The sequence below is a fragment of the Streptomyces sp. NPDC048370 genome (genome assembly GCF_043200825.1).
Lineage (GTDB): Bacteria > Actinomycetota > Actinomycetes > Streptomycetales > Streptomycetaceae > Streptomyces.
In genome coordinates, this window is sequence record NZ_JBICYI010000007.1 from 202,956 (window position 1) to 216,558 (window position 13,603).

General features: G+C 69.7%; 12 protein-coding genes and 1 pseudogene. 4 read left to right on the plus strand and 9 right to left on the minus strand.

Features of this window, described 5'->3' with window-relative positions; all coding sequences use genetic code 11:
• Nucleotides 1-7 precede the first annotated feature (7 nt).
• Nucleotides 8-283, minus strand: a complete 276-nt coding sequence (locus tag ACGFYP_RS18000) for a hypothetical protein (protein WP_361969256.1) — start codon at nucleotides 281-283, stop codon at nucleotides 8-10.
• 209 nt (nucleotides 284-492) lie between these two features.
• On the opposite strand from ACGFYP_RS18000, the gene ACGFYP_RS18005 reads away from it, so the two are divergent.
• Both ACGFYP_RS18005 and ACGFYP_RS18010 read left to right on the plus strand, forming a co-directional pair.
• Nucleotides 493-2,103, plus strand: a complete 1,611-nt coding sequence (locus ACGFYP_RS18005) for a beta-N-acetylhexosaminidase (RefSeq protein WP_393493919.1) — start codon at nucleotides 493-495, stop codon at nucleotides 2,101-2,103.
• Between the two features lie 80 nt (nucleotides 2,104-2,183).
• Nucleotides 2,184-3,218 (plus strand): hypothetical protein, encoded by a 1,035-nt coding sequence (locus ACGFYP_RS18010; protein ID WP_393493921.1) that lies wholly within the window; start codon nucleotides 2,184-2,186, stop codon nucleotides 3,216-3,218.
• Here the strand turns inward: ACGFYP_RS18010 and ACGFYP_RS18015 are convergent.
• The 8 genes and pseudogenes from ACGFYP_RS18015 to ACGFYP_RS18050 form a co-directional block, all read right to left on the minus strand.
• A complete protein-coding gene (locus ACGFYP_RS18015) occupies nucleotides 3,211-3,858 on the minus strand; it encodes a hypothetical protein (RefSeq protein WP_393493923.1) in 648 nt (215 codons plus the stop codon). The two genes, ACGFYP_RS18010 and ACGFYP_RS18015, sit on opposite strands and share 8 nt — an antisense overlap.
• A 187-nt stretch (nucleotides 3,859-4,045) precedes the next feature.
• A complete protein-coding gene (locus tag ACGFYP_RS18020; RefSeq protein WP_361969267.1) occupies nucleotides 4,046-5,839 on the minus strand; it encodes an IucA/IucC family siderophore biosynthesis protein in 1,794 nt (597 codons plus the stop codon).
• A 32-nt stretch (nucleotides 5,840-5,871) separates the two neighbouring features.
• Complete coding sequence (locus ACGFYP_RS18025) at nucleotides 5,872-6,414, minus strand: GNAT family N-acetyltransferase (RefSeq protein ID WP_393494350.1); 543 nt, start codon at nucleotides 6,412-6,414, stop codon at nucleotides 5,872-5,874.
• Between the two features lie 65 nt (nucleotides 6,415-6,479).
• Nucleotides 6,480-7,760 (minus strand): lysine N(6)-hydroxylase/L-ornithine N(5)-oxygenase family protein, encoded by a 1,281-nt coding sequence (locus tag ACGFYP_RS18030; protein ID WP_393494353.1) that lies wholly within the window; start codon nucleotides 7,758-7,760, stop codon nucleotides 6,480-6,482.
• Between the two features lie 48 nt (nucleotides 7,761-7,808).
• Nucleotides 7,809-9,266 (minus strand): annotated as a pseudogene (locus ACGFYP_RS18035) (pyridoxal phosphate-dependent decarboxylase family protein); the annotation flags it as partial.
• Between the two features lie 235 nt (nucleotides 9,267-9,501).
• Nucleotides 9,502-10,359: a siderophore-interacting protein gene (locus tag ACGFYP_RS18040; RefSeq protein ID WP_393493927.1), complete on the minus strand. Its 858-nt coding sequence runs from the start codon at nucleotides 10,357-10,359 to the stop codon at nucleotides 9,502-9,504.
• Between the two features lie 3 nt (nucleotides 10,360-10,362).
• Complete coding sequence (locus ACGFYP_RS18045) at nucleotides 10,363-11,415, minus strand: ABC transporter substrate-binding protein (RefSeq protein WP_361969278.1); 1,053 nt, start codon at nucleotides 11,413-11,415, stop codon at nucleotides 10,363-10,365.
• A 93-nt stretch (nucleotides 11,416-11,508) separates the two neighbouring features.
• A complete protein-coding gene (locus tag ACGFYP_RS18050) occupies nucleotides 11,509-12,012 on the minus strand; it encodes an ATP-binding protein (RefSeq protein ID WP_393493931.1) in 504 nt (167 codons plus the stop codon).
• A gap of 84 nt (nucleotides 12,013-12,096) precedes the next feature.
• Between ACGFYP_RS18050 and ACGFYP_RS18055 the strand changes: the two genes are divergently transcribed.
• Both ACGFYP_RS18055 and ACGFYP_RS18060 read left to right on the plus strand, forming a co-directional pair.
• Nucleotides 12,097-12,945: a Scr1 family TA system antitoxin-like transcriptional regulator gene (locus ACGFYP_RS18055; RefSeq protein WP_393493934.1), complete on the plus strand. Its 849-nt coding sequence runs from the start codon at nucleotides 12,097-12,099 to the stop codon at nucleotides 12,943-12,945.
• Complete coding sequence (locus tag ACGFYP_RS18060; RefSeq protein ID WP_393493937.1) at nucleotides 12,905-13,183, plus strand: DUF397 domain-containing protein; 279 nt, start codon at nucleotides 12,905-12,907, stop codon at nucleotides 13,181-13,183. Before ACGFYP_RS18055 ends, ACGFYP_RS18060 begins: the two co-directional genes overlap by 41 nt.
• The last annotated feature ends 420 nt before the right edge of the window (nucleotides 13,184-13,603 follow it).

Sequence of the window (13,603 nt, forward strand, 5' to 3'; positions counted from 1 at the left end):
CCATGACTCAGCCGTAGACGATCCGGCGCAGCTGCCGGAGCGAGAGCTCCGGTGGCGCCACGGCGCGGTGCGGCAACTCGGCCGCGATGCGTTCGAAGATCTCGGCGTTCACGGCGCCACCGGACTGAAGCTCGCGGTGGCGGCGACGGACGAAGTCCTCGGTCGACTCGTCGAAGTACGCCAGCACGTCGAGCACCACCCGGGCCGCCTCACCGCGCTGGAGCGCGGTGCTGCGCACCAGGTGGTCGATGAGGTCGTCATGCGACGGGCGGCGATCGAGCACCTGTGAATACTGAGGGGTTCACCCCACACTTCGCAAGAATCCTGCCCGAATTCGGGCAGACGCCTTCATGATCGCGACGCTGGAGGCGATTGGTCTACACAAATTGGTCTACACCTTGACCGCTGTAGTGGTCCACGGTACGCATGGTGACTGTTCGGATACGCATATCCACAGCCGCGAAGCCCATCGAAGTACATCGAAAGGGACCCATGTCTGTGAGACAGCGCAGAACTCTCCCCCGCGTCCTCGGAGCCCTGCTGCTCCTGACGGCAGCCGGGATCTCCTGCGTCGGAGCCGCCCCCGTCTCCCACTCCGCCGTCGAGACCACCACCCGCCCACTCGGCCAGATCGTCCCCGCCCCGGCCTCCGTGGCACCGGCGGGACAGCCGTACGCGATCACCGCCGCCACCCGCATCCGGATCGACGAGCACTCCCGCGACGCCCGCGCCGTCGCCGACTACCTCGCCGGAATCCTCCGCCCCTCCACCGGCCACACGCTCCCGGTCGTCGACGAGGACGACGCGCGCGGCGGCATCCGGCTCCGCCTCGGCGGGGAGAAGGCGCTCGGCGACGAGGGCTACCGCCTGCAGTCCGGAGTCGACGGCATCACCCTCACGGCCCACCGGCCCGCCGGACTCTTCCGCGGCGTGCAGACCCTGCGCCAGCAGCTCCCGGCGGCCGTCGAGAAGAAGACCGTCCAGCCAGGCCCCTGGAAGGTCGCGGGCGGCACCATCACCGACACCCCGCGCTACGCCTACCGGGGCGCGATGCTCGACGTCTCCCGCCACTTCTTCACCGTCGAGCAGGTCAAGCGGTACATCGACCAGCTCGCCCTCTACAAGGTGAACAAGCTGCACCTGCACCTCTCCGACGACCAGGGCTGGCGCATCGCCATCGACTCCTGGCCCCGGCTCGCCACCTACGGCGGCTCCACCCAGGTCGGCGGCGGCCCCGGCGGCTACTACACCAAGGCCGACTACAAGGAGATCGTCCGCTACGCGGCCTCCCGCCACCAGGAGGTCGTCCCCGAGATCGACCTGCCGGGCCACACCAACGCCGCCCTCGCCTCGTACGCCGAACTGAACTGCGACGGCGTCGCCCCACCGCTCTACACCGGCACCGCCGTCGGCTTCAGCTCCCTGTGCGTGCCGAAGGACATCACCTACGACTTCGTGGACGACGTCATCCGCGAGATCGCCGCGCTCACCCCGGGCAAGTACCTCCACATCGGCGGCGACGAGGCCCACTCCACGACCCACGAGGACTACGTGGCCTTCATGGAGAAGGTCCAGCCGATCGTCGCGAAGTACGGCAAGACCGTCGTCGGCTGGCACCAGCTCACCGGCGCCACGCCCGCCAAGGGCGCCCTCGCGCAGTACTGGGGCCTCGACCGCACGAGCCCCGCGGAGAAGGAGCAGGTCGCCGCGGCCGCGCGGAACGGCACCGGGCTGATCCTCTCGCCCGCCGACCGGGTGTACCTCGACATGAAGTACACCAAGGAGACCAAGCTGGGCCTCGCCTGGGCCGGCTACGTCGAGGTCCAGCGCTCCTACGACTGGAACCCGGCCGCCTACCTCCCCGGCGCCCCCGCCGAGGCCGTCAAGGGCGTCGAGGCGCCGCTCTGGACGGAGACCATCTCCGAGAACGCGCACATCGACCAGATGGCCTTCCCGCGCCTGCCGGGCGTCGCCGAACTGGGCTGGTCCCCGGCGGCCACGCACGACTGGGAGGCGTACAGGACACGGCTCGCCGCGCAGGGGCCGCGCTTCGAGGCCCTCGGGATCGACTACTACCGCTCGCCGCAGGTGCCCTGGGAGTAGGAGGAGTTGTCCCGGACGGAGGTCAGCCGGGTGGGCGGGCTCTGGGTGCGCGGCCGGGTGGTGGCGCGGAGACTGACGGCATGTCCGAGCCGAGAGCGGATCCGCCCCAGCCGGCGCCCGAGCCGGGGGCGGATCCGCCCCAGACCGCGTCCGAGCCGCCGGGGGCGGATCCGTCCCGGTCGGCACCTGAGCCGCCGAGGGCGGATCCGTCCCACCCGGCGCCCGGGCCGCCGGGGGTGTCGTTCATCGACAAGGCGGCGTACGTGGTGGCGCCGGGGACCGCCGTCATCGGCCTGCTGTACTACTTCGGCAGCGTGTACACCGACGCCTACTACACCGCCTTCGGCGTGCCGTCGACCGACCTCCAGCTCTCCGTCCAGGCCTACCTGGCCAAGAGCCCCGAGGCGGTCTTCGGCCCGGTGTGGTTCCTGCTGATCTGCGGCCTGGCCGTGCTCCTGGTGCTCGGCCGGGTCGGCCACACGCTGGCCCGCCCGGGGAAGGAGGGCCGACGTCGCACCGTGTGCCGGTGGTTCCTCGTCGTCGGTCTCCTCATGGCCCTGCTGGGCTTCCCGGTCTTCTTCGGGCAGCGGATTCCCCTGCCGCTCCCCGAGAGCTGGTGGGGGACCCGGTACGTACCGCCCCTCGTGGTGGCCCTGGGCGCCACCCTGGCGTTCTTCGCCGTGCGGCAGCGCCTCCAGCGCAGCGCGGGCAATCCGGACCGGCACGCCGTGACCGCCGAGCGGATGTGGTCCGCGGGCGGCGCCCTGTTGATCGGTCTGCTGGCCATGAGCCTGTTCTTCGGCACGTCCCAGTACGTGGCGGATTCGGGCGAGACCGATGCCTGGACGGCCATCGAAGGGGGGCACGTGGACAGCCTGCCGGTGGTGGTCTATTCGCGCATCGCGATCGTCCACCACGCGAAGGGCATCACGCCCCAGGACTTGGGTACCGGCAAGGACTCGTACCGGTACCAGTACACCGGCTTCCGCCTGCTCGTGAAGTCCCCGTCCCGCTTCTACCTGGTCTCCCACGCCTCGCGGTACGCGGACCATCTGACGGTCGTGCTGCCCGACGACGACACCGTGCGCGTGGAGCTGACCTCGGCCGTCAGGTGAACTCCCCTTCGGGCTCCACCGGGTCGGTCTCGGTCGGGGTGGGGTCCACCGTTTCCGTGTCGGTCGGGGTGGGGTCCACCGTGTCGGTGTCGGTCGGGGTGGGCAGCGACGAGTCGGTCGCCGTGGGCCCGTCCTCGACGGCCTCCCCGGAGAAGGGCACGGCGAGCGCCTCGCCTTCCTCGGTCTCGACGGTCAGCACTCCGGAGTAGGGTCCCGGATCGTACGGCGTGTACTCGAGGACCATCTCGCACTCGCCTTCGGGGGCCAGCGTGCCGCCGCACGTACCGATGCCCGCCGATGCCGAGCCGGTGTCCGGGTCGTCGGGGGCCGCGGTCGGATTCAGGAAGCGCATGGGCCGGCTCGTGGTGTTGCGGACCTTCACCTTCCCGCCCGTCGGCTTGTGCACCTTGGCGGTCGGAACGCGGACCGGGGCGGCCTCACCGCCCCCGCCCCCGTCCTTCCCCGGGAAGACGGTCCCCAGCGTGCCGCCCGATTCCGATTCCGAGGCCGGCGGCGCGGTGGTCTCCGTGGGCGTCTCGCCACCTACCGGGCCGTCCCCTCCGCCCCCGCAGGCGGCCGATGTGGCAAGGGCCACGACCAGTGCCGTTCCGGCCAGGCCACGGGCGATTCGAGTCCTCACGGCGTCAGCACCTCCGCTCCCGGCCGGTGCGGCCCGGCCCGCGATCAACCTTCCACAGCGACGGTGCGTAACCGACGCGTTCGGTGCGGTGACACAGGGTGATCGCCTGAATGGCGGGGGGACGTGGTGGCCGGTGCCGGTCGGCGAGGGCCGGGTGACGCCGACCGGCGGTCTCGGGGCCGTACCGTCAGGCGAACCGCGCGATCGGGTTCACCAGGTCGCCGACGAGCTGCAGCGCAGCCGACGGGTCCGCCAGGTCCACCATCTGCCTGTTGTCGCGCAGCTGGAGGCGGTTGAGCGCGGAGAGCGCGAAGGTCTCCGCGAACATGTCGTACCGCTCGAACTTCTCCGCCAGCTCCGGCTTCGACTCCTGGTACGCGCGCACGCACTCCGCGACCGTCCGCCAGAAGGCGTCCTCCGCGAGCGTCCCCTCCGCCGCCAGCGTCGCCGCGAAGAAGCGGAAGAAGCAGTCGAAGACGTCCGTGAAGATCGACAGCAGCTTCATGTCCTCGGGGACGTCCGCCCGGATCCGCTCCACCGCGGGCGGCAGCACCGCCGTCGGGTCCATCACACAGATCTCCTCGGCGATGTCCTTGAACACCGCCCGGACGACCGCGCCCCGCTCGTCGAGAACCAGGATCACGTTCTCGCCGTGCGGCATGTAGACCAGGTCGTACACGTAGAAGCTGTGCAGCACCGGCAGCAGGTACGCGTCCAGGTAGCCGCGCAGCCACTCCGTCGGAGCGAGCCCCGAGTCCGCGATCAGGGCGCCCGCGAAGGACGCGCCCGCGTGGTCGACGTGGAGCAGCGAGGCCATCGTCGCGAGCCGCTCGCCGGGAGCCAGTGAGGCCACCGGAGACTCGCGCCAGAGCGCGGCGAGCATCTTGCGGTACGGGGAGTAGCGGTCGGTGGCCGCCTCGTACTCCAGGTGCCGGTAGCCGACCGCCGCCCGCTCGCGGATGATCGAGAACCGGGCCTCCTTGAAGACGGAGTCGGCGTCGATCAGCCCCGCCAGCCAGTCGTTGATCGCCGGGGTCGCCTCCATGTACGCGGCCGAGAGCCCGCGCATGAAGCCCATGTTGAGGACCGATATCGCCGTCTTCACGTAGTGCTTGGCCGGATCCGCGGTGTTGAAGAACGTACGGATCGACTGCTGCGCCAGATAGGCGTCGTCGCCCTCGCCCAGGTACACCAGGCGCTGCTGGGCGACCTCGGCGGCGAAGGTGACGGACAGCTTGTTCCACCACTGCCAGGGGTGGACCGGCATCAGCAGGTAGTCGGCCAGGTCGAGGCCCCGCTCGGCGAGGACCGCGGCGAAGCCGTCCACCGCGCCGTCGCCCAGCTCGGCGCGGACGAAGCTCTCGTACGCGATGTCCGCGCCGGCCGTGAAGGTGGTGCGATCGCGGCGCGCGGCCAGCCAGATCAGATGGATAGGGGCGGCGGCCTCGGGCGCGTACGCGTGGTACTCGTCGACGCCGAAGCCCAGCCGGCCGTTGTTGGCGACGAAACAGGGGTGGCCCTCGGTCATCCCCGTCTCGATCGCCTGGAAGTCGGCCCGGGCCAGCTCGGCGGCGGTGACCGGCGGCTTCGTGGCCTTGTACGCCGTACCGGACAGGGTGGAGGAGATCTCCTCCAGATAGACCGGCAGGACCTCGTCGCTCAGGCCGAGCGAGCCGCGCAGCTCGGTGATGAACTGCAGCGCGTCGAGCGGGAGGTGCTCGTCGCCCCGGTGGCGGCTGATCGAGGCGGCGTCGACCTGCCAGTGGTCCAGCGCGTACCGGTCGGCGGCGAAGCGGTACTCGACCGTGCCGTCGTCGCTACGGACCCGGTAGCGGTTCCCGCCGAGCTCCTGCGGGTTGAGCAGACGCTCGTGCGCGAACTCGGCGAGACCCTTGCGGATCAGCGCACGGTTGGCGTCCGCCCAGCGGGCGGGGGTGAGGTGCGCGACGGGGTCGGCTACGGGTGAGGGGCGGCGGGTCATACGGTGGCTCATTCGGTCGGTCCCACGGTGGCTCATACGGTGGCTCCCATGGCTTCCGTGGCTCCCACGGCGGCTTCGAACTGGGAGCGGGTGCAGAAGGACAGCAGCGCCTTCTTCTCCGGCTTCTGGATCTCACGCTCGGCCACGAAGCCGACGACCTCGTTGAGCGCGTGGACGGCCTTGTTGGACACGTCCGGCTCGACGACGACCCGCTCGGTCGCCGGGTCGGCGAACAGCTCGGCCATCACGGCGGTGATCACCCGGCGGGTGAAGCCGTGCACGGGGGTGTCCGTGGGCGCGACGAGGAAGTGCATGCCGACATCGCCGGGCCGCGGCTCGTACAGGCCGACCAGCTCCAGCTGGGAGGGGTCGTACCGCTCCATCAGGACGGCGGGCTCCCCGTCCACGAGGCCTATGAAGGCTTGGTGGTACGGGTTGGCGGCGAACGCCATGTACTCGCGCTCGACGTCCTGGAGCGCGGCGTCCTGCATCATCCAGAAGGCGGCCTTGGGGTGCGTGACCCAGGCGTGGACCAGCTCGGCGTCCGCGAGCGGGTCGAGGGGGCGGAAGCGGATGGTCGTACGGCTGGCCGTGGGGTTCGTGGGGTTCGTGGGGTTCGTGGGGTTGGTCGTGGTGCTGGTCACGCGGCGAACTCCTGGAACGCGATGGTCTTCTCGACGGGGTAGTACTCGCGGCCCAGCATCGCTCCGATGATGTACGCGTTGCGGTACGCACCCATGCCCAGGTCGGGCGAGGTGATGGAGTGGGTGTGGACGCTCGCGTTCTGCAGGAAGACGCGGCGGCCGGTGGTGTCGATCGAGTAGTTGCGGGCCACGTCGAAGCGGCCCTGCGAGTCCCAGCGGAGCCGGTCGCGGACCGGCTCCAGGAACGCGGGGACGGAGTACCTGTACCCGGTCGCGAGGATCAGGCCCTCGGTGTCGAGCGTGAAGTCCTTGCCCTGCTCCTCCTGGTGGAAGCCGAGCGTGTACGTACCGCTGGTGTCGTCGTACGCGGCCGAGTGCAGGGCCGAGTTGGTGAGCAGGCGGGTGGGGACGGGGCCGGCCAGGTTCTTCTGGTAGAGCAGGTCGAAGATGGCGTCGATCAGCTCGCCGTCGATGCCCTTGAACAGGTTCTTCTGCTGGTTCTCCAGGCGGTAGCGGGTCTGCTCGGGCAGCGCGTGGAAGTAGTCCACGTACTCCGGCGAGGTCATCTCCAGCGTCAGCTTGGTGTACTCCAGCGGGAAGAAGCGCGGGGAGCGCGTCACCCAGTTGAGCCGGTAGCCGTGGACGTCGATCTCGGAGAGGAGGTCGTAGTAGATCTCCGCCGCGCTCTGGCCGCTGCCGACCAGGGTGATCGACTTCTTCTTCTGCAGCTCCGCCTTGTTCGGGACGTAGCGGGAGTTGTGGATCGCGTCGCCGCCGAGCCCCTCGCAGGAGGCGGGGACGTACGGCGGGGTGCCGGTGCCGAGCACGAGCCGGCGGGCGCGGAACGTCTCGCCGCCCTCGGTCCTCACCACGTACTCCTCGCCGGCCTCGTCGTACGAGACGGAGGCGACGGTGGTGGAGAAGCGGATGCTGCCCAGCTGGTCGGCGGCCCAGCGGCAGTAGTCGTTGTACTCGGTGCGCAGCGGGTAGAAGTTCTCGCGGATGTAGAAGGAGTAGAGCCGCTTCTTCTCCTTCAGGTAGCTGAGGAAGGAGTACGGCGAGGTCGGGTCGGCGAGCGTGACCAGGTCCGACATGAACGGGGTCTGGAGGTGGGAGCCCTCCAGGAACATCCCGGAGTGCCACTCGAAGTCCGGCTTGGACTCCAGGAACAGGCCGTTCAGCTCGTCGATCGGCTCGGTCAGGCAGGCGAGACCGAGGTTGAACGGACCGAGCCCGATGCCGATGAAGTCGTACGTGGTGGCGGTCGGCGTCGTCATCGGCGTCGGCATCGTCGGCATCGTCGTCATCGTCGTGTCAGGCGTGGACAAGGTCTCTCCCAGGTACTGCTCGGCGTGGCCGGCTATCAGATCGAGGACGGCGGCGATGTCGGCCACGGTCGTCTCGGGGTTGAGCAGGGTGAACTTGAGGTACTGACGGCCGTCGACCTTGGTCCCGGCGACGACGGCCTCGCCGGAGGCGAAGAGCGCCTTGCGGGCGTAGAGGTTGGCGCGGTCGATCTCCGCGGGGGACGTGACGGCCTCGGGGATGTAGCGGTAGACGAGCGTCGACAGCTGCGGCTGCACGACCACGTCGTAGCGCGGGTCGGCGGCGATCAGATCGAACCCGGCCCTGGCCAGGTCGCAGACCTCGTCGAAGAGCTCGCCGACACCGTCGGCGCCCATCACGCGCAGGGTCATCCAGAGCTTGAGCGCGTCGAAACGGCGTGTGGTCTGCAGCGACTTGTCGACCTGGTTGGGGATCTGCTCGGCGACGGTCCGGAGCGGGTTGAGGTAGTCCGCGTGGTACGTGGCGTGGCGCAGGGTGGCCCCGTCGCGGACGAGGAGGGCGGAGGAGCTCACCGGCTGGAAGAAGGACTTGTGGAAGTCGACGGTGACGGAGTCGGCCCGCTCGATGCCGTCCAGGAGGTGGCGACGGGTGCGCGAGGCGAGCAGCCCGCAGCCGTAGGCGGCGTCGACGTGCATCCAGGCGCCGTACTCGTCGGCCAGGGCGGCGATCTCGTGCAGCGGGTCGATGGAGCCGAAGTCGGTGGTGCCGGCGGTGGCGACGATCGCCATCGGGGTCAGCCCCTCGGCGCGGCAGGCCTCCAGCTCGGCGGCGAGGACGACGGACTGCATGCGGCGGGTCCGGTCGACGGGGATGGAGATGACGGCGTCGGGGCCGAGGCCGAGGAGGCCGGCGGACTTCTGGACGCTGAAGTGGCTGCAGTCGGAGGTGAAGATCCGCAGCTTGGAGAGGTCGTTCGTCTTCGCCTCTTCGCGGGCCAGGAGGAGGGCCTGGAGGTTGGACTGCGAACCGCCGCTGGTGAAGACGCCGTCGGCGGAGGCGCTGTCGACGGAGGCGCTGTCGGACCACTGGTCGAAGCCGATGCGGTTGGTGGTCCAGTTGATGAGCTTGCGCTCGATGAGGGTGCCGCCTGCGCTCTGGTCCCAGGTGTCGAGCGAGGAGTTGACGGCGGAGAGGACGGCCTCACCGAGCAGGGCGGGGATCACGACCGGGCAGTTGAGGTGGCCCAGGTAGCGGGGGTGGTGGAAGTAGACGGCGTCGCGGAGGTAGACGCTCTCCAGCTCGTCGAGGGCGGCGGAGGAGTCGCCGAGCGGCTTGTCGAGGTCGACGGCGTCGACGGTGGGGGCCAGCGCGGCCGGGGTGACACCGGTGAACGGACGGCGCGTCGTGGCGAGTTTCCTCGCCACCCGCTCGACTCCTTCGGTGACGCAGCGCCGGTAGCTCTCCGCCGTGGCGTCGTTGAGCAGGTGCGAGCGCATGGGGATGGTCCTCCGGACGGGAGAGGTGAGGGGTGGGGTGGGGTGGGGGGTGGCAATGCCTAAGGCAGCAATGCTTAAGTAAGGTTAGCCTAACCTAACTTTGCTATGCAAAGGACCCCCCACCCTTGAGGGGTGAGGGGTCGTGGTGTGGCGGGGGAGTGCTGGAGGGGGTGGTGTAGGGGGTGGTGGAGGGGCGGTACTGCGCCTCCTCCTACGCCTCTTCCTGCGCGTCTACCTAGGCGTCTTCCTGCGTCTCGTCCGGCGTCTCGCGCAGAGCGTCCTCGGAGAGGCCCTTGCGCCAGTAGCCGACGAACGTGACGCGCCTGCGGTCGAGTTCACGATCGCGTACGAAGTGGCGGCGCAGCTCCTTCACGGAACCGGACTCGCCCGCGATCCAGACGTACGGAGCCACGCCCGGCAGTTCGGCGCCGCGCACCGCCGCCACGGCGGACGGCGCGCCCTCCTCCCGTACGAGCCAGGTGACGGTGGCGTCGGCCTGCGTCGTCAGCTCGATCCGGTCGCCGGAGAACGGGACTTCGAGGTAGACCTGCGCCCGCGTCCCCGCCGGCAGCCACTCCAGGATCGCCGCGGCGGCCGGCAGGGCCGTCTCGTCCGCCCAGAGGAGGACCGAATCGGCGTCGGCCGGGAGCCGGAAGCGTACGGCGGTGTTGTCGGCGACCGCCGGGCCGAGCACGACGACCTTGTCGCCGGGACCGGCCTGCTGCGCCCAGCGGCAGGCCGGGCCGCCGTCCTCGTGGAGCGCGAAGTCGATGTCGAGCTCGTTCGGCCCTTCGGGCTCGCCGCGCTGCTCGCGGACGGTGTACGAGCGCATCACGGCCCGCTCGCCGTCCGGCATCGCGCGCCAGGCGCCCAGGATCGCGTACATGTCCGGGTTGTCCAGCGGCGGCAGGACGGGGGCGTCCTGGCCGGGATGCGGCAGGAAGAGGGAGAGCGACTGGTCGCGGCCCCCGGAGGCGAAGGACTTCAGGTCCTCACCGGTGAAGGTCACGCGGACCAGGGACGGGCCGAGCCGCCTCGTCCGGTCGACCTGGAGGGAGAAGAACTGGAACGGGGCGGTCTCGGCGTTCGTCATGGGTCAGGACACCTTCTTCGCGTTCTCCAGGGCCTTGGCCAGGTCCTCCAGGATCGGCGCGCACTTGGCGTACGAGTAGATCGGCTCGGTCACCCGCGGGATGACCTGACCGGCCTTGACGGCGGGCAGCGCGGCCCACGTCGGCTTGGCCTTGAGCGCCTCGGGCTGGAGGGCGGAGGTGCGGTTGTCGAGCATGATGATGTCGGCCTGGTACTTGTCGACGTTCTCCCAGCTCAGGCCCTCGAACCAGCCGCCCTGGTCGAGCGCGGTGGGCGTGACCAGGTTGACGCCGAGCTCCTTGAAGTAGAGCGTGTCGGTCGGCCGGACCGGGGTGGAGACGTAGAACAGGTCGGGGGATCCGGAGCCGATCAGGACCTTGATGTCCTTCTTGCCCTTGGCGGCCTGCCGGACGCGCTCGGCGGCCGCCTCGAAGCGGGCCTTGTCGTCCTGGATCTGCTTGGTCTTCACATCGGCGCCGAGGGAGGCGGCGAGGTCGACGTGGCGCTGGAGCACGGACGGCATGGACTTGTCCGAGGCCCACAGGGCGACGCTCGGGGCGACCTTGAGGATCTTGTCCTTCTGCTCGGCCGGGACGTACCAGAGGTCGTTCTTCTCCCACATGTCCGTGATGAGGAGGTCCGGGTTGAGCTTGAGGTACTCCTCGATCTTGAACTCGCCCCAGACGTTGCCGATGACCTTGACCTTCGTGACGTCGAGGTCGCCCGCCTGGACGTCCGGCTTCACCTCGCCCGTCTTCGGGTCCTTGACCGTGGTCGGACCGAAGACGCCCTTCACCTCGATGCCGAAGTCCTTGAGGGCGGCGGCCATGCCGGTGAAGGCGACGATGTTCTTCGGGGTGGACGTCGCCGAGACGGCGGTGCCGCGGTCGTCGGTGAACTTCCAGGGGCCCGCCTTCTCCGTGGTGCCGGAGGAGGAGCCGCCGCCGTCCTGCGTCTTGGTGCCACAGGCGGCAAGCGCGGCGCCGAGCCCGAGGGCGCCGCCCGCGGCGAGCAGGCCGCGGCGGGTGAGGGAGGTGACTCGGGCGTTGCTGGGCATGGCGAGGTCGCTTTCGGTACGGGTACGAGCCGGGTACGAGCCGGGTACGAGCCCGGTACGGCCGGGGTAAGTGGAAGGTAGGTTAGCCTAACCTCATGTCGGCCAGGGGGTGGGGGTGGCCGGGGTGATGGGGGTGATTGGGGTGATGGGGGTGGTTGCGGTGGTGAGGGCTGGTGGGGGCTGAGGTGCGGGTGCGTCGCACTCGAACCACACCGTCTTGCCCCCGGCGGACGGCTCCACGCCCCACCGATCGGTCACGGCCTCGACGAGCGTGAGCCCGCGCCCGCCCTCCGCGAGCGGCTCGGTGGCCTTCGCGTACAGCGGCCCGGATGTCGTATCGGCGACCTCCACCCGGAGCCCGTGCGGCTCCCGCAGGATCAGCACGGTGCAGCGCCGCCCGGGGACGTGTCGTACGACGTTGGCGACGAGTTCGGTGAGCGCGAGTTCGGCGGCGTCGACGAGGTGGTCGAGCGCCCAACGGCTGAGGAACATGCGCAGGATGCGCCGCATGTGACCGGCGGAGTGCTCACCGACGGTGAAGCCCATGCGGTAGCTGTTCCGAAGTTCCGCCGGATAGAGGTCAGTTGCGTGATTCATGCCACCAGGGTGGGGCGGGCTGGTTACGCTCGGCTACGGACCGAAACGAACGCAGTGATGCGTGAGCTTGGGGGTGACCTCGTCGTGGTCAACATCCGCAGTCTGGATCCCAGCGCCTCGCCGCTGGACTATTACGGCTCGGAACTCCGCCGGTTGAGGGAGGAGGCGGGGCTGAAGCAGCAGCAGTTGGGAGACATCGTCTTCTGCACGGCGTCGCTGATCGGCCAGATAGAGACGGCGAAGAAGGTCCCCACGCGCGAGTTCTCGGAACGGCTGGACGCGGCGCTGATGACGGGCGGGCTGTTCTCGCGGCTGGTGGGGCTGGTGCTGAAGAGCCAGTTGCCTACGTGGTTCCAGCCGTATGCGGAGCTGGAGGCGACGGCGACGTACATCTCTACGTATCAGGCGCAGTTGGTGTATGGGTTGTTGCAGACGGAGGAGTACGCGCGAGCGGTCCTGGCGACCGGGCTGCCCAACGACCTCGAAGGACTGGTGGCAGGCCGGATGGAGCGCCAGCGCATTCTGAGCAGAGAGCAGCCGCCGATGACCTGGGTGGTTCTCGACGAGGCGGCGTTGCATCGGCCGATCGGTGGCCGGGAGGTCATGCGAGCCCAACTCGCGTCCATGTTGGAGCTCCGAGCCAACCGCTGGCTGCGGATCCAGGTGTTGCCCTTCGCAGCGGGGGAACACGCCAGCTTGATCGGCACCTTCAACTCGTTACGGTTCGAAGGTGATCCGGACATCGTCTACACGGAGGACCTCATCTCGGGCCACATGACCGCGAATCCCGAAACGGTCAGGGAAGCCGCCCTTCGTTACGCTCACTTGCAGGCTTCCGCCCTCTCCGTGGAGGATTCAGCGGATCTGATCATGCGCGTGATGGAGGAACGTTATGGGGACCAATCGGGGCCTGACCAGCGCGCGGTGGCGTAAGTCCAGCTACAGCGGCAACACGGGTGGCGACTGCATCGAGTGCGCCCCCCTCGGCGCCGCCGCCTGGCGCAAGTCCTCCTACAGCGGCCCCAACGGCGGCGAGTGCATCGAGGTCGCAGACCTCACCGCTCACATCGCTGTCCGGGACTCCAAGAACCCCGAGGGCCCGGCCTTCCTGGCGACGCCCGCCGCGTTCGCGGTGTTCGTGACGGCCACGGCCGAAGGTCTCCTCGGCTGACGTGGCGAGGGGCCCTCGCGGGCTTCTGGTTCGGCCGCCCTCGTTCTGAGTGTGGCGACCGGAGGCGGTGCGTCAAGGGCGCTCCTTCGTCGCGTCGCTGCGCGATGGCCTGCGGCCACCCTTGACCCACCGCCTCCGGTCGCCTTTTGACACTCGGGGGGCGGCCGGGGGCGTGGCCGCGCGGGGGCTCCCTTGTTCCTGGGCTGGGATCGGCGCGTGCGGGTGTGTGGGTGGGTTGGCGCGGCAGTTGAATGGGGCGGCCCGGCACCGGCTCGGCGTGTGGCGGTGGGTGGGTGGTGGGGATTCATGCCCCGCTGGTCACTGTCCGGTGGGGGCTGGGGCGTACGTAACTGCGCGGAACTCGCGGTAACTCGCAGGGATTGAGGGAGATTCCGGGTGGAGGGGCCGTCGGGGAGGGAC